Below are 19,262 nucleotides of genomic sequence, written 5' to 3'. Positions count from 1 at the left end.
CAACCACAGTCCACCTCGAAGAACAGGGTTGAAATCACCCTGATCGCTAGGGGTGCCCACTTTCGGCTCCGGCGATAGCTTCGTGAATTTGCACCGCGACCCGGGGGCTCCGATGACCACGTTTGCCGAAGTCGAGCACAATTCACCGTTCTCGAACGAGACCGACGACGAGCGGCGATCCAGACTGAGAACCGTCGTCGCCGCGAGCCTGCTCGGCACGACGGTCGAGTGGTACGACTTCTTCCTCTATGCGACGGCCGCGAGCCTCGTCTTCAACCAACTGTTCTTCCCCAACCAGAGTTCCTTTGTCGGGACCATGCTTTCTTTTGCGACCTTCGCAGTCGGCTTTCTCGTTCGCCCCATCGGTGGAGTGGCGTTCGGTCACATCGGCGATCGCATCGGGCGCAAGAAGACGCTTGCTCTCACGATGTTCATCATGGGTATCGCGACGGCGATGATGGGCGTTCTTCCGACCGCCGCTCAGATCGGAGTCGTTGCGCCGATTCTGCTTCTGCTGCTTCGTATCCTGCAGGGATTTGCTCTCGGTGGTGAGTGGGCCGGAGCTGTTCTCTTGGCGGTCGAACACAGTCCGGAGAAGAAGCGTGGACTGTTCGGCAGCATCCCGCAGATCGGATTGGCTCTCGGGTTGGCATTGGGCACAGGAATGTTCGCGCTGCTTCAAACAGTCTTCGACGACGACCAGTTTCTCCGTTTCGGCTGGCGCATCGCCTTCGTCCTGAGCCTGGTGCTCGTGATCGTGGGGTTGGTGGTCCGCTTGAAGGTGGACGAGACGCCCGCCTTTCAGGCCGTTCGCGACCTCGAACAGCGCTCGTCCGCCCCGCTCAGGGAAGTCTTTCAAGGAAAAGCCGCGCGAAACACCGTACTGGGCATGTTGTCTCGCTGGGGCGAGGGCGCCGCGTTCAACACCTGGGGCGTCTTTGCAATCACGTATGCAACCAAGACGCTGCATTTCGAAAAGGTTCCCGTACTTCTTGTGGTCACCGTGGCCGCAGTAGTGATGGCGATCTTGCTGCCGTTTTCCGGTTTACTCACCGATCGGTTCGGCCCGCAACGGGTCTACATCGTGGGCATCGCCGCGTACGGCCTCGCGATCTTCCCCGCCTTCGCACTGTTCGGTACCGAGAATCTCCTGCTCTTCGGAGTCGCGATGGTCGTGGTCTTCGGAGTGATTCATGCCTTGTTCTACGGTGCCCAGGGAACCCTGTATGCGAGCCTTTACCCTACAGAAATCCGGTACACCGGGTTGTCGGTCGTCTACCAGTTCTCGGGTATCTACGCCTCCGGCGTCACACCTCTGATTCTGACGGCACTGATCGGCGCCAGCGGCGGTTCACCGTGGCTGGCTTGTGGATATCTGGTGGCCACCTCGGCGATCAGCGTCGCCGCCACTGCGGCGATCAGGAAGCGTGATCTGCATCTGTAGCGATCACACCTGAATATTCACTTCTCTTGGACATTTACTAGATACGCATAGAAATACCTGCGAAGAAGAACAGATCGAGATACGCCTACGCATCGGATACATCGGTGTATCGTTTGGGGTCCCACCCTGACGGAGGCGCCGATGACGACTGGAACGGACAACTCGCCGGCCAAGCGTGTCACCAAACGCCGTGGTCAGACCCGGCAGCGCCTGCTCGACGCGGCTGCAGATGTCTTCTCCGAAGCCGGGTTCGGGCACGCCACGGTCGAGCAGATCTGCGAACGCGCCGGATACTCCCGAGGCGCGTTCTACTCCAACTTCGATTCACTCGACGAATTGTTCTTCGCGATGTGGGAGCAGCGATCCGCAGCAATGCTCGCCGATCTGCGGTTGGCGACGGAGTCGATCACCGCCGGTAACACCGTCGACATCCATGCCGCTGTCGCCCGGATCGTGGCGGTGGTTCCGGTCGACCCGCAGTGGTACCGGATCAACGCGGAATTCACAGCCCACGCGCTCCGCAACCCGGCACTTCGCAAAGCCCTTGCCGACCGTGAAGACGCGATCCTTCGCACCCTGTTGCCCATCGTGGAGTCCGCACTCAGCGACGTCGGGCGAACAATCGTCGGCGACCCGACGGCGTTGGGACGGGCATTGGTTGCAGTGCACGACGGCACCAGCGTGCAGTGCCTCGTCGATACCGACACCAACGCCGCCTTTGCACTGCGCCGCGATATCTTCACTCGAATTCTGCTGTCCTACAGCGAAATAATCCAGAACAACCAATCGGAAGAGGAGTTGTCGTGAGCGAACAAGCTGACGTCATCGTTGTCGGGGCAGGGCTGGCGGGACTGGTCGCCACCTACGAACTGACGCGCGCGGGCCGCAAAGTCCTTGTCGTGGAACAGGAGAACGCTGCCAACCTCGGCGCGCAGGCATTTTGGTCTCTCGGCGGACTCTTCCTCGTGAACAGCCCCGAACAACGCCGACTCGGCATCAAGGACTCCCTCGAGTTGGCGATGCAGGACTGGATGGGCACAGCGGGATTCGACCGCGACCGCGAAGATCACTGGCCGCGTCAGTGGGCCAAGGCGTACGTCGAGTTCGCGGCCGGCGACAAGCGTCAGTACCTGCACGATCTGGGGCTTCGCCTGATGCCGAATGTCGGCTGGGCCGAACGCGGCCGCGGAATGGCTCTCGGACACGGAAATTCGGTGCCGCGCTTCCACCTCACCTGGGGCACCGGACCTGGCGTCGTCGATGTCTTTCTGACCAAAGTGATCGCCGCTCAGAAGCGTGGACTGGTCACGTTCAAGCACCGCCACCAAGTCGATCAACTCGTCGTCACCGATGGTGCGGTCACTGGTGTACGCGGAACCGTCCTCGAACCTTCCAGTGATCTGCGCGGCGTGAAGAGCTCGCGCACCCCCATCGGCGAATTCGAGTTCGCCGCACAGGCCGTCGTGGTCACATCCGGTGGAATCGGCGGCAACTACGAACTGGTGAAGAAAAACTGGCCCGAGCGACTTGGCAAGGCACCCAAGCACATGCTGACGGGAGTACCGGCGCACGTCGACGGGCGCATGCTCGAAATCACCGAATCCGCGGGCGGAAACATCGTGAACCGCGACCGCATGTGGCACTACACCGAAGGCATCCAGAACTGGAATCCCATCTGGCCGAACCACGGAATCCGAATCATTCCCGGACCGTCCTCGATGTGGTTCGACGCCACCGGCAAGCGTCTGCCGGTCCCCAACTTCCCGGGCTTCGACACGATGGGAACTTTCAAGTACATCCTGGACAGCGGCCACGAGTACACGTGGTTCATCCTCGACCAGAAGATCATCGAGAAGGAGTTCGCACTCTCGGGATCGGAACAGAACCCGGACTTCACCAACCGCGACTTCAAGCTCCTCCTCGAACGAATCAAGAAGGGCGCGCCGGGACCGGTCGAGGCGTTCAAGCAGAAGGGCGCCGACTTCGTTGTGCGCAACAACCTTCGTGATCTGGTCGACGGCATGAACGCCCTCACCGACGAACCGCTCCTCGACTACGAGGACATCGAGCGCGAGATGATCGCCCGCGACCGCGAAGTCGACAACAAGTACAGCAAGGACTTCCAGGTCACCGCCATCCACGGTGCCCGTAATCTGTTGGCAGACAAGATCGTGCGCGTCGTTGCACCGCACAAGATCCTGGACCCCAAGAACGGCCCACTGATCGCGGTCCGGTTGCACCTGCTCACACGCAAGACTCTCGGCGGCTTGGAAACCAACCTGGATTCGCAGGTCATCAAGGCCGACGGCAGTGTCTTCGACGGCCTGTACGCAGCCGGTGAAGTCGCGGGCTTCGGCGGCGGCGGAGTCCACGGTTACAGCGCACTCGAGGGGACCTTCCTCGGCGGCTGCATCTTCTCGGGCCGCGCAGCCGGACGAGCATTGGCGCGCGACCTGTAGCCCCGAAATCAGGCGAGCGAATGCGTGACCAGAATGTGGTGGGCACGTATTCGCCGCGCCTCGTGCACGGATTGATGGTGGTGATGGTGCGTCGGCCCGCGCGCGTGGCGGACCAGATCGTGAACAGTTCGGATGACGGTCGGCATTGCGACCCTCCCTCAGGAGATTGTGACTGCTGCTCTTGCCTGTGGAATCACTGTCTGGACACCGCCACTCGCGCCACCTCCTCCGGATCGATGAGGTGGGTATGGTCGTCGTCACCGACATCGATCTGCACGACGTCGATACGTGCGTTGAATGTGGTTGCGCCACTGTAATCGACACTGACAGGCATGCCGTAGTCATCCCCGATGTCGGTGGTCTCGTCCGCGGAGAACACCATCGGTTGCGTCTGCTCGACGCGACCTGAGCCCACTTCGCGACCGTCGTGATAGATCGTGACCCCACCGCCTCTCGCGAGACCACCTCCGTCGTAAGTGAACTCAGCTCTGATCTGGTGTGATCCTGCCGGAATGTCAACGTCGGAAGCGATGACGAACTCAGTCATGCCCAATAGGTTGTAGACGAATTTGGCGCGGCCTTCCCGCGCGTAAAGTGCCCAGCCGCCAAATCTGCCTCCCTGCGCGATCATCACACCGTTGGCAGTAATGCCATCCGCGACGTCGACTGCTGCTGTGACACTGAACGATCGGTTCTTGATACTCAGCACGCTGTGCTCGCTCAGCCGTTTCATTCCGGGAAACAGAACCTGTCGGTTCCCGGACACCAACTGCGGACGCCCCGCGATGTGAGGGTTGAACCTCTCGAATCTTCGGTCGTCGATCGGAAGCACGTTGTACTTGACCGCTTCGATCAACCACAAGCGTTGCAGTGCAGCGAGTTTCTCCGGCATCTCAGCCGACAAGTCTTTGGACTGCGTCCAATCCTGAGACCCGTCGTAGAGCTCCCACACGTCGTCGTCGAGTGCGGGGAGTGCCTCCGCGAAAAGCCACGGAGTGCTGTGCCTGGTGACCGCACTCCAACCCTTGTAATAGATACCGCGATTGCCGGCCATCTCGAAGTACTGCAGATCGTGACGTTCGGCGACTTCGGCGTCGTCGAAGGTGTAGACCATGCTGGTCCCCTCGATGGGTGATTGCTGGACGCCGTTGACAAAGGTCGGTTCCGGTAGTTTCGCGACTTCGAGGATCGTCGGTGCAACGTCGATGACGTGGGTGAACTGCGACCGCGTCTCCCCCTTGGTCCGAATCCCTGCAGGCCAGTGCACGATCGTCCCGTTACGGGTGCCACCCCAGTGTGACGCAACCTGTTTCGTCCACTGATACGGCGTACACATTGCCCACGCCCACCCCACGGAATAGTGGTTGTATGCGTCCTTGGTACCGAACTTGTCTTTCACTTCCGCCATGAACTCGGGTGTTTCGATGGCGGCGAGTCCGTTGAAGTTGGCCATCTCGTTGAAAGCGCCGTTGATCGTCCCCTCTGCGGACGCTCCGTTGTCTCCGATGATGTAGTACACGAGGGTGTTGTCGAGAGCTCCGAGTTCTTCGATCGCATCGACAAGCCGGCCGACATGGAAATCGGTGTGTTCGAGAAATCCTGCATAGACTTCCATTTGGCGTTCGAGGACGGGCTTCATCTCCTCACTCATATCCTCCCACGCCGGAATGGCCTCGGGACGCGGGGTGAGGACCGCATCCGCGGGAACGACTCCCCGCTGCTTCTGCTGCCCGAGAATCGATTCGCGTTGGGCGTCCCAACCTCCTGCGAACCGGCCCTCGTACTTGTCGGCCCACTCCTTCGGAACATGGTGCGGTGCATGTGTGGCGCCGGGTGCAAAGTAGACGAAGAACGGCTTGTCCGGAGCCAAGGACTTCTGCATCCGAACCCAGTCGATCGCGTGATCGGCAAGGTCTTCGGTGAGGTGGTAACCCTCCTCCGGTGTCTTGTCCGGCTCGACAGGCGCGACGCCCTCGTACAGCGCCGGGTAATACTGGTTGTTCTCCCCGCCGATGAATCCGTAGAAATGCTCGAATCCGCCTTCTCCCGTCGGCCACGACGTGAACGGTCCCACCGGGGATGTTTGCCACGGCGGAACCTCGTGACACTTGCCGAACTGCGCCGTCGAGTATCCGTTGAGTTTCAACGTCATCGGCAGTGCGGCTTTGGTATTCGGCCGCAGGCCGGAAAGACCAGGAGCCGAGGTAGCGGTTTCGGTGATCGATCCCATGCCGACCGAATGATGGTTGCGCCCGCTCAGAAGAGCGGCGCGGGTCGGAGCACACAGTGCCGTCGTGTGAAACCGCGTGTACGTGAGCCCATTACTTTGCAATCGCTCAGCAGTCGGTGTGTCCGCTGGTCCTCCGAAGGCACTGCTCGCGCCATATCCCACGTCGTCCAACAGGACCACCAGAACATTGGGTGCGCCGGCCGGCGGTAGTAGCGGAGTGATCGGCGGAAACTCGGTGTCCGGATCCTTCGCGTCGTACGTCACCAGACCAAGATGTTGTCGATCCGGAATCGGTAGTACGGCGCGGCTCTGGTCTGTCGGATCCGTCATGACGTCTCGCCTTCTGTCTCTCACATGGCTCTTTCAAGCGTTTCAGGATCACGACGACGTCGACATCATCCGTTTCGGGTGAAGGCGCACCATTGCCGCAGCGTGGAGGCTTGAAGTGTGGATCAGCCCGGACGTTTCGCTCCCACCCCGATCGGGCATGCCTTCCTCGTCCCCCGGCGCCGTGTACGTGCCGGCCTGACCCAGATCCTGTGCGTCGTCGTGGGGCTGGCTGCCGGACTGGGGATGCCGTATATCCGGAGCGGCCCGATGATTCCCGCCCGTCAGGTCAGCGAGATGCTCGTTGCCCTCGGACTGGGGTTACTGGGTGTAGTGGCAGTGATCTTCTCGCTGCTGTTCCTCGTCGTCCAGTGGGCCGCGACCACCTTCACTCCTCGCTTGTTGTTGTTCCGCGACGACCCCATCGTGTGGCGGACATTTGCCTTCGCGATAGGCCAGTCGGTTTTCGACATCACGGCGGCGCTCGCCATCAGCAACGAAACGGATGTGTCCGTGGTTGTGCCAAGTCTCGCAGTGCTGGCGCTCTTGGCCACGCTGACGCTGATCAGGCTGCTCCAGCTGCGCGCATTCTCGGCCATCCAGTTGGCTCCGGTACTGACCACGATCTCGAGTCGTGGCCGAGCAGTCTTCGCCGCCGTGTACCCCACCACTGATCTGGAGTTGCCTCCTCTACCAACACTTCCGGTGATCACGACAATCGAGTGGCATCGACCGCCGGCCGTTCTGCAGCAGATCCTCGTCGAAGATCTGCTGCAGAACGCTCGGAACTGCCGATCCATGGTGGTCCTCCGAGTGTCGCCGGGTAGCACGCTGCGAGACGGATTGCCGCTCGCCGACGTCTACGGCGGACCCATGCCCGCCAACACGATCCTTGACGCCTTGGTCAGTGGGAGTGAGCGGACCTTCACCCAGGACCCCCTACTCGCGATTCGGTTGTTGGCTGACATCGCGCTCAGAGCGCTCTCACCCGCTATCAACGATCCTGCGACGGCCGTGCAGGCTCTGGACGAGATCGAGGACCTCCTCTCTCTGGTGACCTCCGTACGCGCAGATTCGATCCGGGCCGTCGACGAGCGTGGTGATCTGCGTGTGGTGATTCCACTGCCCGACTTCACGAGCTTCGTCAGAACCGGACTGGACGACGTCATAGCCTCGGCATCGAACTCGCCACTCGTTCTGGGCCGACTTCGCGACCTACTTTCGCACGTCGCCGCCCAATCGGAGTCTCGGAACCGCGATATTCTCGCCACGCGCGCTCGCTGGATTGATCAGCTGTCACAAGGCTTCCCGCGACTCGAACCCCCGTTGTGAACCCGTACAGATTTGCGGGCCATCGCGTCAAAGCACCGTCAAGATCGGTCTCAGCTCAACGGGGAGTATCGATACTGACTCGGTGAGACATGCAGTGATACTCGGACACCGTGGAGTCATATCGTCGACGACCCGCCCGGCCCGTGGGCCAGAGAATCAGAAGCTCTCCGTCGCAACCGGACTGGCAGGGCTTTCGCTCGACGCGATGGCCTCGGTGTCGTACGGGCCAGAAGCCATCGTGTTGGTGTTGGCCCTCGCCGGCGGCGCAGGGATCGGGTTCACCGTGCCGGTGACAATCGCCATCGCAGTGCTGCTTGTGGTCCTGGTGGCGTCGTACCGCCAAGTGATCGCCGCATTTCCCGAAGGCGGTGGCGCCTACGCCGTCGCAAAGAAGCATCTGAGCCCGCGGGCAAGTTTGACCGCCGCCGCGTCGTTGATCGTCGACTACACCCTCAACGTCGCGGTATCGATCGCAGCCGGTGTCGCGGCTCTGACCTCCGCCTTCCCCGCACTTCTCCCCCACACGGTCTGGATCGCACTGGCGATACTCAGCGGCATCACGGCACTGAATCTGCGGGGTATCGCAGATTCCGCGCGGGTATTCATGTTGCCCACCGTGATCTTTGTCGTAAGCATCTTCACGGTGATCGGTGCCGGACTGCTTCGGGAAAACCCTGCCGCCGCAACGGCTCCCTTTATCGTCGACAATGCACACACGATCGGCATTCTCCTTCTGCTCAAGGCATTTTCGAGTGGTTGCGCCGCATTGACCGGTGTCGAAGCCATCGCCAATGCCGTACCCAGTTTCAAGAAGCCTCGCGTGCGTAGCGCTCAGCGCGCCGAAGTAGCTCTGGGAATCCTTTTGGGCACCATGTTGATCGGCCTTGCCGTGTTGATCGAGAAGTTCTCACTGGCCCCAGTCCCTGGAACAACGGTCCTGTCGCAACTCACTTCCGCTGCCCTCGGAAATGGTGTGGGCTACTACGTCGTCCAATTCTCCACTGTGATTCTGTTGGCGTTGGCCGCGAATACCTCGTACGGCGGACTCCCCAATCTGATGCGAATCCTCGCCGACGACAACGTGCTCCCACACCGCTTCAGCCGAAAGTCGACGCGCGACGTCTTCACGTACGGCGTCTTGTCGCTCGGTTGCGTCGGTGCTCTCCTGCTCATCGGATCCGGCGGAAACATGAACACCTTGGTGCCGCTGTTCGCCATCGGTGTGTTCATCGGATTCACGCTCGCGCAGTTCGGCATGGTGCGCCACTGGCTCGCCGAACGGACACCGGGCTGGAAGTGGCGATTGGCGCTCAACGGTTTCGGGGCTGCGTTGACTTCGATCGCAGCAGTGGTGACTACCGCCATGAAGTTCACCGAGGGCGCCTGGCTGATCGCTCTCGCGCTCCCTGCGCTCGTCCTCGGCATGGAACGCATCCGCGGTGCGTACACACATATCGGTACGCGGTTAACCGTTCAGGGTGAGAACGATTCTCTGTCCATCGGATACAAACCAGCGGTCCTAGTACCGGTGTCCGAAATTACGTCGCTCTCCACCCGCGCGATGGCCGCGGCAACGGCGATGTCGTCACAGCCCATCGCAATTCGAGTCTGCCTGGCCCACGAATCGACGACGGACTTCACACGCCGATGGCAAGCCCGACATCCGAATTCGCGTTTGATCGTCATCGAGGACACCGAGAATTCCGTGGGGAACACCCTCGCCCGATACATCCGCACACACTTCCCCCACCGAGAGACCTTTGTTGTCGTCGCCACCATCGACCCGGCGACCAGATGGCACCGGTTCCTCCCGAGCCAACGGACCGATGAGATCGCTCATGCACTGCGCAAACACACCGAGGCCGTGGTGTGCCAGATTCCGGTTCGGATCGATCCGGCTCACCGCGATCCCGCCCTACGCGCGTAAGCAGACGCTCAGAGCGAAGTCCCGAACAACATGCCGAGCAGATACGTCGCGCCGGCAGCGCCGTAGCCGATCGCAAGTTGGCGTAGAGCCCTCTTGAACGGAGGCCCGCCCGAGAGCAACCCGACCACAACGCCCGTCGTCAGCAACGCGATCCCCACGAGAACAGATGCGACGATCAGAGCCGTCATGCCTTCCAGGCCGAACAGATACGGCAGCACCGGAATGATTGCGCCCGAGGCGAAGAAGCAGAAACTTGCCGCCGCTGCGCCCAACCCGGTTCCGACGGCTTCATGGTCGTCGACAACGTCCGCGGCGCCGAAGGTGCTGTTCGCGAGGACCTCGGCGGCGCGCTGGTCCGCTTCCTCGGCGGACATACCGCGGGCCCGGTAGACCAGGGCCAATTCGTTCGCGTCGACGTCGAGCAGGCCGACAGCTTCGCTGGCCGCGGGACCAGGATTGGACGCTTCCAACAACTCTCGCTGAGAGCGGACTGAAACGTACTCGCCGGCACCCATCGACAGGGCGCCGGCCAGAAGCCCGGCCATGCCGGTGATCAGAACGATCTGGTTGGAGACGCCGCTACCGCTGATGCCGAGTACAAGAGCGAGATTGCTGACGAGGCCGTCGTTGGCTCCGAAGACGGCGGCACGAAACGTCCCCGAAAGTCTGTTCCGACCCCGAGTGGCCAAGGCCCGCACCACTTCTTCGTGGATCTTCTCGTCCGCGCCCATCGATGCAGTCGCGTCGGCGTCGTTGGGATACGGGGATCGCGTCTCCGCGCGCTGCGCAAGAGCGAGCACGAAGACGGAGCCGAAGCGCCTGGCCAGAAAGCCCAGTATCCGAGTGCGGATATCGCCGCGAAGTGGTTTGCCGACGTGATCGCCGAGTAGCGCTCGCCAGTGCGCCTCGTGTCGCCCCTCCGCGTCGGCCAGTGCGAGAAGGATTTCGCGCTCCTCGCCGCTGCGCCTACTCGCGAGGTCTCGGTAGACGGCGGCCTCGGCTTGTTCTTCGGCGAGGTATCGTCTCCAGCGCTTGACATCTCGCGGGTCTGGATCGGGTCGTGCGGCCGGAACTGTGGACATCGTGTTCCCCTTTCCGGTGAGGCGGTCACGCTTCGAGTACGCGGTCCATCCACGTCGTCAGATCGTTGATGACGTCGTCGCGGTTGGTCTCGTTGAAGATCTCGTGTCTGGCACCCGGATAGGTGTAGTAGGTGACGTCTTCGATCCCCGCCGAGTTGTACCGTTCGACTGCGACGTCGGTACGGCTCAGTGCGGCGTTGAGAGGATCCGAGGTGCCGACGAAGACCAGGATCGGAAGGTCTTGTCGCACGCCCTCGACGTCGACGAACCTCGGTCCCGCTGCGATAAGTCCACCCATGCCGGCGTCGTCCAGGCTGAAACCGCACAGCGGATCGTTGATGTACAAATCCACCTGCGCTTCGTCACGGCTGAGCCAGTCGTGCGGAGTACGGGCCGGTTCGAATTCCGCATTGAACTGGGCGAGGACGTCCGGGCCGTCGTTGACGAGGCTCTCGATCAGTTGATCGACCGCGGTGGTCCCCGACAGTGCGACGGCGTCGATCAGGTGCGAATGATCGAGGATGTACTGCTGCGAAGCGAACGAACCGAGGCTGTGGCTGAGCAGTACGACGGGCAGGCCGGGGTGTTTGTCGCGGATGATGCCCGTGAGGGTCACCATGTCTGCAACCAAGCGGTTCCAGCCGTCGTCGCCGATGTTGCCTGGGCCGGCGTGCATGCTCTCACCGTGGCCGCGGTGGTCCGCCGCGTAGACGTGGAAACCGCGAGCATTCAGGGCTTCGGCAACGTGTGCGTAGCGTTTTGCGTGCTCACCCATACCGTGCGCGAGTTGAACAACCCCTCGAGGTTCCTGCTCGGTGGGCCATTCGTGGACATGAATGACCACTCCGTCGTCGCTGGTGAAGGTGAACATGCGCTACTCCCGGTGGTCGCGATCCGGACAGGTCATTTCTCATGCTAGATCCGCAGCGGCAATCCATCCGGGAAGTAGGTCCTGATCACCGGCGAGCCTGATTCGTTTCTGCACATCCGGCCTCGGATTCGGATATACCGGACACGGATGTTCCGGGGCCAGTTGTCGACCAACTTGAGGAGTACAGAGCGATGAATCCCAACCGCATGCGCAACGTCGGCTTGTTGGCGGCTCCACTTGCTGCTCTCGCCCTTCTCAGCGGTTGCGGCTCGGATGAAACGGGAACGGCCGAGAGTTCACCGGCACCCGCCTCAACAACGACCGCCTCTGCGCCGACGACCCAGACCGGCACCGCTTCACCTTCGACGACCCCTACCGACCACACCCAAACGACAACCTCGACGGCACCCAATCCCGAGGGTTGCACGATCGGGGAACTGAACGTCACCCTCGGCGAGTCAAGTGGTGCCGCCGGTTCTGTGGAGCTTCCGGTGGTCTTCACCAACACGGGCGGCCGCACGTGCACGCTCGACGGTTTCCCCGGCATCTCGTATGTCACGGGAGCGTCCGGAAGCGAAGTGGGTGCTGCAGCCGGCCGCTCCGGATCCGGTTCACTCGTCTCCCTTGCCCCTGGCTCTGCCGCAACGTCTTTGGTGCGAGCTACGAACGTCGAGAACTACCCGGCAGATCAGTGCGGCGTGACCGACGTTGCGGGACTGAGGGTTTACCCGCCCAACAGCTACGACTCGGTCTTCCTTGCCTATCCCACAAAGGGTTGCTCGATGACCGGCGCGAACATCAACCAGCTGACGGTCGCGCCGGTCGCCCGCTGAGTCACGGCTTAAGACGTCGTAGACCCCAGAGCGCAGGCAGGAGGAACAATCCCGAAAGGATCAGGACGAGTGCAGCTTCCGTGAATTGGAATCGTCTGACCTGGTCGACCGAGTGGTACCAGGTTTCGTAGTGGTCCACTCCCTGCGCGAGCACACACGCACGATATTCGGCGTCGAGTTGGGCCAAGAAGGCTTTCTGGCGAACATAGAAATCCACGTCACTCTCGTCGGATCGCTGATCGTATTCATTGCCGGCTGTATCGTTAGTGCACGCCTGATAGTCGATCTCGACCGGCTTCCCGTTGGCATCGGTGTATCCACTCCGTATCACCCACGCCATCGAGGAGTCCATGACGTAAGTTGCGTAGAAGGTGTCGTGGTCGATACCTTGCGTCAGCACAGTCGGCTCGGCATAGTGCGGCCGTGCCAGATTCTGAAATCCCACCATCAAACCTGCGACGGCCACCAAGGTGACGGCCACCGCGGCGATGGGTGATCGCACCAGCAGTGATACCGCAGCTCCGGCGACCAACGCCATGAAAGTGTATGCACCCAAGACGATTCCGCTGGAATTGAACAGAGGGAAGAGCATCGAACTCATTCCGTACGACTGAACGGGTCCGACGTTGACCACATAACTCCAACTCTCGAATCCAACCCGAGCGGCTTCGAGAATGAAACCGAGAATCGCGGCTGCGGCAGTGAGCGGAAGAAAGACAACAACGACTCGCATCCAGAACCATCGTGCTCGACTCACCGACTGCGTCAGACCGAGAACATGTGTTTGCTGATCGATGTCGCGGGAGAATACCGTCGCGCCCACCAGCGCCCCGAGTAGTACCGGTAAGGCGGCGGCGATCGTGTTCACGCCGGTAACGGCGGTATCCGCCCAGCAGTCCCATCCGACCCCGACACACCCGAAGTACGTTCCTCGGCCCTCTGCACCCAAGCTACTTCGAGTTCCGATCCCGCCGACTATCGCTGCCATAGCCAAAGCTGCGATGAATCCAAGCGACACAACGAGCGATGTCCGGTGGTGCCGCCACGTAACCCAGATCATGCCGCCACCATCGTTTCTGCGCTCAGGTGCCCGAGCACCACGTCGTCGAGAGTTGCGTCGTCGATCACCCAGCCGGCCCGAGGGCTCGGACGGATTCCCTCCACCACGTGAGAATTCGACCGCACCCCCTTCTCGGTATGAATGACCGCACCGGCGCCGACCACGTCCGAGGGATCGCCGTCCCCGATCAATACGTAATGGGCAGCGATCAATTCATCCAACGGACCGGACAATCTCGCGTTTCCGCCGCCCAGCAGAAGAAGTCGATCCGAGACGTCTGCCAATTCGGAAACGATGTGTGACGACAACAGAACTGTGGTGCCGTACTCGGCAACGTCTTCGAGCAGAGTGGTCGCCACAGACCGCCGCGCCACGGGATCGAGATCTGCCAGAGGCTCGTCGAGTAGAAGCAACTGCGGCCTGCGTCCGAGCGCCAAAGCCAGTGCAACCCTGGTTCGTTGACCTGGTGACAGTGTCTTCGCCTTTGCATCGAGAGAAATCCCAGCGCGCTCCACCAGATCCAGAGCGTACTTCGCATCCCACTCGTCGTTGGTGTATGCGCCGAATCGAAGAAGTTCTGCAACAGTGAATTTGGGGTACAGGGGCTTGTGCTGAGCGAGGTACGACAGGCCTGGGCAGATGCCGTCCTGATCCGGCGTGCTGCCCAGGACGGAGATCGAACCATGGTCAGGCATCGTCAACCCGACCGCCAAGGACATCAGTGTGGACTTGCCCGCTCCGTTCACCCCGACCAGGGCAGTGATGCTTCCTGTCGCGACCTCGAATGTGCAGGCGTCGAGCACCTTCTTCTTGCCGAAGCGCTTGTCCACGTCCTGCATCGTCAGTGCCAATTCTTGCGCAGTCATGATGTCTCCCCCTGCTTTCCGGACGGATCCGATTCGATGAACGTCTTCTCGAGCTCCAAACTCACCAACGCTTCGATGTCCGTGCGCTCGAGTCCGGCGGCCACGGCATCTGCCACCCAGCGGGCCAACTCGCGCCGTAGCGCAGAGCTTTCCGCCATACCGGGCTTGGCCAGGGACTTGACGACGAACGTGCCCAATCCGGGCCGCGGAGCAACAAGTCCGTCGCGCTCGAGTTCCTTGTAGGCCTTCAGGACTGTGTTCGGGTTGATCGCGAGCGCTCCCACGACGTCCTTGGCTGTGGGCAGCCGATCCCCGACTTGGAGATCACCGAGCCTGAGCGCCTGCTTCACCTGAAGGACCAATTGCACGTAAGTGGGAATGCCGGATCGGCGGTCGATACGGAAGTCGATCATCCGAACCCTTTCACTAGTTCATTAGTGGAATAGATATTTACCCTGCCTTGACCTCCCGGGTCAAGCCAGACGACCCCTGTAAAGTGCAGATGCCCCGGTTCACCGGGGTGCCACGCTGCTCGTGTGAAGCTCGGTGAAACCCCGGCACTGTCGACGCAACTGTGAATTCGCCCGTCAATACTCGAGGCGAACGAGTCAGGTCACCGGCCTCGTGGCGACACGATGGTTCTCGGACGAAGGACCGCTCGTGGCGCTTCGCCTCGCGGCCGCGCTGCTCGCGACCCTTCACCACTAGCGGAGGGGTGGCTGTGAGTACTCGGCCGACACGTAAATTCAGATCTGTACTTGCAGCACTGACGGTGAGCACCGCACTGCTTGCCGGTGCCTGCAGTAGCTCGACGTCCGATGCACCCGCAACCACAGCGGCCTCGGACGGCTCGTTCCCGGTGACTGTTGTTTCCGGTCCCACGGATTCCGGCACGGACATCACCATCGAGTCACGTCCGCAGTCGATCGTGTCACTCAGTCCCAGCGCCACCGAGACCCTGTGGGCCGTCGGCGCGGGCGATCAGGTGAAGGCCGTCGACAATCAGTCCGACTACCCGGCCGGTATCCCGGTCACCGATCTCTCGGGCTTTCAACCGAACGTCGAAGCCATCCTCGGCTACGCACCGGATCTGGTGATCGCATCGGATGACATGAACGATCTTGTCTCCGGACTGCAAAAGGCGAAGGTGCCGACACTCCTACTACCGGCAGCGACGAGCATCGACGACGTCTACGCCCAAATCGAGCGCGTCGCGAAGGCCACCGGCCACGAAGACAAGGGCACCGAAGTTGTCGACACCATGCGCTCGGACATCGACGCCGCTGTCGCCAGTGTTCCTGCGCGCCAACAGCCGCTGACGTACTTCCACGAACTCGACTCCTCGCTCTACACCGTCACGAGTTCGAGCTTCGTCGGGCAGATCTACTCGCTGTTCGGAATGAAGAGCATCGCCGACGCCGCGGGGCAGGGTGACTATCCGCAATTGTCCGCCGAATTCGTGGTACAGGCCAATCCCGATCTCATCTTTCTCGCAGACTCCCAATGCTGTGGAGTGACAGCAGAATCCGTCGCCGCTCGACCCGGGTGGAGCGGCATGAAAGCGGTTACCGGCAACCAGATCCATGTGCTCGACGAAGACCTCTCCAGCCGCTGGGGACCTCGTGTCGCCGACCAGGTGAAGGCCGTCGCGGCCATCGTTGCCCAAGTTCCCGCGGCCTGAGCACTCGATGATCAAAGCCGGTATCTCCCAACATCGGACCGCCGTTCTGCTCGGCGCCGCGCTCATTCTGTGCGCTGCATTGCTGATCGGTGTTCTGGTGGGGCCGGCCGGATTGACGCCTGATCGGACCATTCTCGAACTTCTGGACGGAATACCCGGCATCCACCTCGATTCCGGCCTCACCGCAACACAGCAGGCGATTCTCTGGCAGATCCGGCTTCCGCGAGTAGTCCTGGGCGCGTTGGTCGGAGCAATGTTGGCGGTAGCCGGCGCCGCCTACCAGGGCGTGTTCCGAAATCCCTTGGCGGATCCGTATCTCCTCGGAGTTTCCAGCGGAGCCGGACTGGGCGCAACCCTCGCCATCGTTTCGGGTGGAGCGCTGGGCATGTTCGGAATTCCCATGGCCGCCTTCGTCGGTGGTGTGCTGGCAGTGTTCGCAACTTATTCGCTCGGTCGAAGCATTGGCGGGCCGCAGAACGCGGTAGTCATCATCCTCGCCGGTGTCGCAGTCGCAGCGTTCACGAATGCAGCGCAGACTTTTGTTCAGCAGCGGTTCGACGATTCACTGCGCGAGGTCTATTCCTGGCTACTCGGCGGACTGTCCACCGACGGTTGGTCGGAAGTTCTGGTTGTCCTGCCGTACGTTGCGCTGGCCTCAGCCGTCATCCTGGTACACCGGCGTGTACTCGACGTGATGGCCGTCGGTGACGTCGAAGCCGCCAGCCTCGGCGTCGACCCGGCCAGATCACGCCTGGTGCTGGTGCTCGCCGCAACTCTGGGAACGGCCGCGGTCGTGAGTGCAAGTGGACTCATCGGCTTTGTCGGAATCGTTGTTCCCCATGCGGTTCGACTGGTCGTCGGCCCGTCTCATCGGCTGCTTCTCCCCCTGTCACTCATGCTCGGAGCGGCGTTTCTCGTCCTCACCGACGTTGCCGCCCGCACGGTCATGGCACCGGCCGAACTCCCCATCGGAGTTGTAACCGCGATGATCGGCGCTCCGTTCTTCCTTCTGGTTCTGCGCCGCAGCCGGGTCTCGGCATGACCGACAGCGCAGTGCGGTGCCGCGACCTCCGAGTCAACCTCGGCGGCAAGGACGTCGTCGACGGCATCGATCTCGATGTGACACCAGGCGATTGGGTTGCCGTGGTCGGGCCGAACGGCGCCGGCAAGACAACCTTGATGCATGCCCTCGCTGGATTGATTCCGTCTACCGGTGAGCTCTCGGTCGGGGGACTGAGTCCTCGCAATTCCAGCCGCAAGGCGATGTCCGCCGTCGTCGCGTTGATGCCTCAGCGTCCGGTAGTACCCGAGGGCTCAACGGTCAAGGAACTGGTTGCGCTCGGCCGTACTCCGTATCTACGACGATTCGGAACCGAAACCGCCACAGATCGTTCGGTGATCACTTCGGTGATCGAAAGGCTCGACCTCACCGAGTTCGCAGATCGACGAGCCACCGAACTTTCCGGCGGCGAATTGCAACGCGTGGTCCTGGCTCGGGCACTGGCTCAAGAGCCGCAGGTACTGCTCCTGGACGAACCCACCAGCGCCCTCGACATCGGTCACCAGCAGCAGGTTCTCGACTTGGTGGAGGAACTGCGAGAAGACGACAACATCACGGTCATCGCCGCGATGCACGACCTCACTCTCGCGGGTCAGTACGGTCGACGAATCGTGCTGCTGGACAAGGGCAGCGTCGTTGCCGACGGCACTCCCTCAGCGGTGCTGGAGGCAGACCTCCTCGGCCGCGTGTACGGCGCCCGGGTCGAAATCCTGGACCGGCCCAGCGGTCCCATAGTTGTTCCGATTCGGCAGGAAGGCACCCGCTGATGGAATTGGTGATGCTCGGCACCGGTGCTGCCGACGGTTGGCCGAACCCGTTCTGCACTTGCCCTTCCTGCCTGGCTGCCCTGTCGAGTGAAACCATTCGCGGGCACACTGCCGCCCTGGTGGACAACAGAATCCTGTTGGATTGTGGTCCGGAAGTACCGCGTGCCGCGTCGCGATTCGGTCGCACGCTGGCACACGTGGAACACATCCTGTTGACGCATTCTCATCCCGATCACCTCGGCCCGATGGCATTGCTGTTCCGGTCCTGGGCCTCGCGCACCGAACCACTACAGGTTCTCGGGCCACCGGACGCGCTCGATCTCTGCCGAGACTGGGTAGACCCCGCCGATCCGGTGACCTTCACGCCGCTCGAGACCGGCCAGTCGATCATGTTGGGCACCTATCGTGTTCGCGCACTCGAAGCCGCGCACGAAGTACCCACCCTTCTCTACGACATCACCGACGCATCCGGAACCCGAATCTTCTGGGCCACCGACACCGGGCCTCTGCCCGAATCCACTGTCGACGCACTTGCCGACGCGCGTTTCGACGCCGTCTTTCTCGAAGAGACCTTCGGCTACAAAACTGACCACGGCACCGGGCACCATGATCTGCCGAGTTTCGCGGAGACGGTGAGCCGACTACGCAACTGCGACGCGATCACCGATCGAACCGACGTGGTCGCCGTACACCTCGGGCACCACAACCCGGTCGAAAACGAACTCGCGGAAGCACTTCGCGTGTCCGGGGCGCGAGCGGTTCCGGATGGAGCTGTGCTCGAGATCGGGGTAGGACAGAGCCATCGAACTCTGGTCACCGGTGGCGCCCGCTCGGGCAAGTCCACTTACGCGGAGGGCCTGCTTGCCGGCTACCGGCACGTCACGTACATCGCCACCGGGGATCCGCAGGACGACGATCCCGACTGGATCGAACGAATTGCGTCGCATCGCGCGCGGAGGCCGCCGACGTGGACGACGGTAGAGACCTCCGAGGTCGCCGAAATTCTCGTGGCCGCAACAACACCGATCCTGATCGACTGCCTCGGCACGTGGCTGACCGCACGTCTGGACCGACATCAGGCGTGGGCGACAGAAGATCTCAGCGACGTCCACGCAGATATCGACGTCTTGGCCGACGCCTGGACCGCCTGTCCGGTTCCGATTGTCGCCGTCACGAACGAAGTGGGAAGCGGCGTCGTCCCGGACACGAAGTCCGGGAGACTGTTCCGCGATCTACTCGGTCTGGTGAACAGCCGCATCGCCAGTGAATCGGAGTCCGTGGTCCTGATGACCGCCGGGCTCCCCCTGAGCCTGCGCGTGTGAC

17 protein-coding genes are annotated in these 19,262 nt (G+C 61.9%); 10 read left to right on the top strand and 7 right to left on the bottom strand.

The window, feature by feature from the left end; all coding sequences use genetic code 11:
• Positions 1 to 112 precede the first annotated feature (112 nt).
• From ATN37_RS24975 to ATN37_RS24965, 3 genes are all read left to right on the top strand, one after another.
• On the top strand, positions 113 to 1,444 hold the full coding sequence (locus ATN37_RS24975; RefSeq protein ID WP_042447217.1) for an MFS transporter: 1,332 nt from the start codon (positions 113 to 115) through the stop codon (positions 1,442 to 1,444).
• 141 nt (positions 1,445 to 1,585) lie between these two features.
• Positions 1,586 to 2,251 carry a TetR/AcrR family transcriptional regulator gene (locus ATN37_RS24970; protein WP_003939987.1) on the top strand — a complete coding sequence of 222 codons (666 nt, stop codon included), beginning with the start codon at positions 1,586 to 1,588 and terminating at the stop codon, positions 2,249 to 2,251.
• Entirely contained in the window at positions 2,248 to 3,903 is a 1,656-nt protein-coding gene (locus tag ATN37_RS24965) for an FAD-binding dehydrogenase (protein ID WP_003940084.1), read from the top strand. The genes ATN37_RS24970 and ATN37_RS24965 overlap by 4 nt, the downstream gene beginning before the upstream one ends.
• 8 nt (positions 3,904 to 3,911) lie before the next feature.
• Here the strand turns inward: ATN37_RS24965 and ATN37_RS24960 are convergent, their stop codons facing one another.
• Together ATN37_RS24960 and ATN37_RS24955 are read right to left on the bottom strand one after the other, a co-directional pair.
• Positions 3,912 to 4,049, bottom strand: coding sequence for a hypothetical protein (locus ATN37_RS24960; RefSeq protein ID WP_156511708.1), 138 nt, complete (start codon positions 4,047 to 4,049; stop codon positions 3,912 to 3,914).
• A gap of 47 nt (positions 4,050 to 4,096) precedes the next feature.
• Entirely contained in the window at positions 4,097 to 6,463 is a 2,367-nt protein-coding gene (locus tag ATN37_RS24955) for an arylsulfatase (RefSeq protein ID WP_209910055.1), read from the bottom strand.
• A gap of 117 nt (positions 6,464 to 6,580) precedes the next feature.
• Here ATN37_RS24955 and ATN37_RS24950 point away from each other — a divergent pair, with 117 nt between their 5' ends.
• Both ATN37_RS24950 and ATN37_RS24945 read left to right on the top strand, forming a co-directional pair.
• Positions 6,581 to 7,792, top strand: a complete 1,212-nt coding sequence (locus ATN37_RS24950) for a DUF2254 family protein (protein ID WP_209910058.1) — start codon at positions 6,581 to 6,583, stop codon at positions 7,790 to 7,792.
• A 94-nt stretch (positions 7,793 to 7,886) separates the two neighbouring features.
• Positions 7,887 to 9,719, top strand: a complete 1,833-nt coding sequence (locus ATN37_RS24945; protein ID WP_209911721.1) for an APC family permease — start codon at positions 7,887 to 7,889, stop codon at positions 9,717 to 9,719.
• Positions 9,720 to 9,727: 8 nt separating this feature from the next.
• Here the strand turns inward: ATN37_RS24945 and ATN37_RS24940 are convergent, their stop codons facing one another.
• Together ATN37_RS24940 and ATN37_RS24935 are read right to left on the bottom strand one after the other, a co-directional pair.
• The gene (locus ATN37_RS24940; protein ID WP_218695742.1) at positions 9,728 to 10,801 is read right to left on the bottom strand and encodes a VIT1/CCC1 family protein; all 1,074 of its coding nucleotides are present in this window, start codon (positions 10,799 to 10,801) and stop codon (positions 9,728 to 9,730) included.
• 25 nt (positions 10,802 to 10,826) lie between these two features.
• Positions 10,827 to 11,672, bottom strand: coding sequence for an alpha/beta hydrolase (locus tag ATN37_RS24935; RefSeq protein WP_003939910.1), 846 nt, complete (start codon positions 11,670 to 11,672; stop codon positions 10,827 to 10,829).
• 191 nt (positions 11,673 to 11,863) lie between these two features.
• Here ATN37_RS24935 and ATN37_RS24930 point away from each other — a divergent pair, with 191 nt between their 5' ends.
• Positions 11,864 to 12,505, top strand: a complete 642-nt coding sequence (locus ATN37_RS24930; RefSeq protein WP_218695741.1) for a DUF4232 domain-containing protein — start codon at positions 11,864 to 11,866, stop codon at positions 12,503 to 12,505.
• Position 12,506: 1 nt separating this feature from the next.
• On the opposite strand, the gene ATN37_RS24925 is transcribed toward ATN37_RS24930, so the two are convergent.
• From ATN37_RS24925 to ATN37_RS24915, 3 genes are read right to left on the bottom strand one after another with little or no spacing between them, the layout of a single operon-like run.
• Entirely contained in the window at positions 12,507 to 13,565 is a 1,059-nt protein-coding gene (locus ATN37_RS24925) for an ABC transporter permease (protein ID WP_256933480.1), read from the bottom strand.
• Positions 13,562 to 14,431: an ABC transporter ATP-binding protein gene (locus tag ATN37_RS24920; protein WP_007729672.1), complete on the bottom strand. Its 870-nt coding sequence runs from the start codon at positions 14,429 to 14,431 to the stop codon at positions 13,562 to 13,564. Before ATN37_RS24920 ends, ATN37_RS24925 begins: the two co-directional genes overlap by 4 nt.
• Entirely contained in the window at positions 14,428 to 14,844 is a 417-nt protein-coding gene (locus ATN37_RS24915) for a GntR family transcriptional regulator (RefSeq protein ID WP_007729675.1), read from the bottom strand. The genes ATN37_RS24920 and ATN37_RS24915 overlap by 4 nt, the downstream gene beginning before the upstream one ends.
• A gap of 308 nt (positions 14,845 to 15,152) precedes the next feature.
• Between ATN37_RS24915 and ATN37_RS24910 the strand changes: the two genes are divergently transcribed.
• Genes ATN37_RS24910 through ATN37_RS24895 form a run of 4 tightly spaced genes read left to right on the top strand, consistent with a single transcriptional unit; the run spans position 15,153 to position 19,261 of the window.
• Complete coding sequence (locus tag ATN37_RS24910; RefSeq protein ID WP_003940083.1) at positions 15,153 to 16,112, top strand: ABC transporter substrate-binding protein; 960 nt, start codon at positions 15,153 to 15,155, stop codon at positions 16,110 to 16,112.
• 7 nt (positions 16,113 to 16,119) lie between these two features.
• Positions 16,120 to 17,154, top strand: a complete 1,035-nt coding sequence (locus tag ATN37_RS24905) for an iron ABC transporter permease (protein WP_019745569.1) — start codon at positions 16,120 to 16,122, stop codon at positions 17,152 to 17,154.
• Positions 17,151 to 17,939, top strand: coding sequence for an ABC transporter ATP-binding protein (locus ATN37_RS24900; RefSeq protein ID WP_083056491.1), 789 nt, complete (start codon positions 17,151 to 17,153; stop codon positions 17,937 to 17,939). The genes ATN37_RS24905 and ATN37_RS24900 overlap by 4 nt, the downstream gene beginning before the upstream one ends.
• On the top strand, positions 17,939 to 19,261 hold the full coding sequence (locus ATN37_RS24895; RefSeq protein WP_218695740.1) for a bifunctional adenosylcobinamide kinase/adenosylcobinamide-phosphate guanylyltransferase: 1,323 nt from the start codon (positions 17,939 to 17,941) through the stop codon (positions 19,259 to 19,261). The genes ATN37_RS24900 and ATN37_RS24895 overlap by 1 nt, the downstream gene beginning before the upstream one ends.
• The last annotated feature ends 1 nt before the right edge of the window (position 19,262 follow it).

This window comes from Rhodococcus sp. MH15 (assembly GCF_019266045.1).
GTDB lineage: Bacteria > Actinomycetota > Actinomycetes > Mycobacteriales > Mycobacteriaceae > Rhodococcus_F > Rhodococcus_F qingshengii.
Note: the sequence above shows the minus strand (reverse complement) of the source record. Positions and strands in the feature narration are given on the sequence as shown.

Bases quoted from the DNA above. Each gene is read 5' to 3' on its own strand.
- ATN37_RS24975 (WP_042447217.1), top strand. From the start codon at position 113: ATGACCACGTTTGCCGAAGTCGAGCACAATTCACCGTTCTCGAACGAG.
- ATN37_RS24970 (WP_003939987.1), top strand. From the start codon at position 1,586: ATGACGACTGGAACGGACAACTCGCCGGCCAAGCGTGTCACCAAACGC.
- ATN37_RS24960 (WP_156511708.1), bottom strand. From the start codon at position 4,049: ATGCCGACCGTCATCCGAACTGTTCACGATCTGGTCCGCCACGCGCGC.
- ATN37_RS24955 (WP_209910055.1), bottom strand. From the start codon at position 6,463: ATGACGGATCCGACAGACCAGAGCCGCGCCGTACTACCGATTCCGGAT.
- ATN37_RS24940 (WP_218695742.1), bottom strand. From the start codon at position 10,801: ATGTCCACAGTTCCGGCCGCACGACCCGATCCAGACCCGCGAGATGTC.
- ATN37_RS24935 (WP_003939910.1), bottom strand. From the start codon at position 11,672: ATGTTCACCTTCACCAGCGACGACGGAGTGGTCATTCATGTCCACGAA.
- ATN37_RS24930 (WP_218695741.1), top strand. From the start codon at position 11,864: ATGAATCCCAACCGCATGCGCAACGTCGGCTTGTTGGCGGCTCCACTT.
- ATN37_RS24925 (WP_256933480.1), bottom strand. From the start codon at position 13,565: ATGATCTGGGTTACGTGGCGGCACCACCGGACATCGCTCGTTGTGTCG.
- ATN37_RS24920 (WP_007729672.1), bottom strand. From the start codon at position 14,431: ATGACTGCGCAAGAATTGGCACTGACGATGCAGGACGTGGACAAGCGC.
- ATN37_RS24915 (WP_007729675.1), bottom strand. From the start codon at position 14,844: ATGATCGACTTCCGTATCGACCGCCGATCCGGCATTCCCACTTACGTG.
- ATN37_RS24905 (WP_019745569.1), top strand. From the start codon at position 16,120: ATGATCAAAGCCGGTATCTCCCAACATCGGACCGCCGTTCTGCTCGGC.
- ATN37_RS24900 (WP_083056491.1), top strand. From the start codon at position 17,151: ATGACCGACAGCGCAGTGCGGTGCCGCGACCTCCGAGTCAACCTCGGC.
- ATN37_RS24895 (WP_218695740.1), top strand. From the start codon at position 17,939: ATGGAATTGGTGATGCTCGGCACCGGTGCTGCCGACGGTTGGCCGAAC.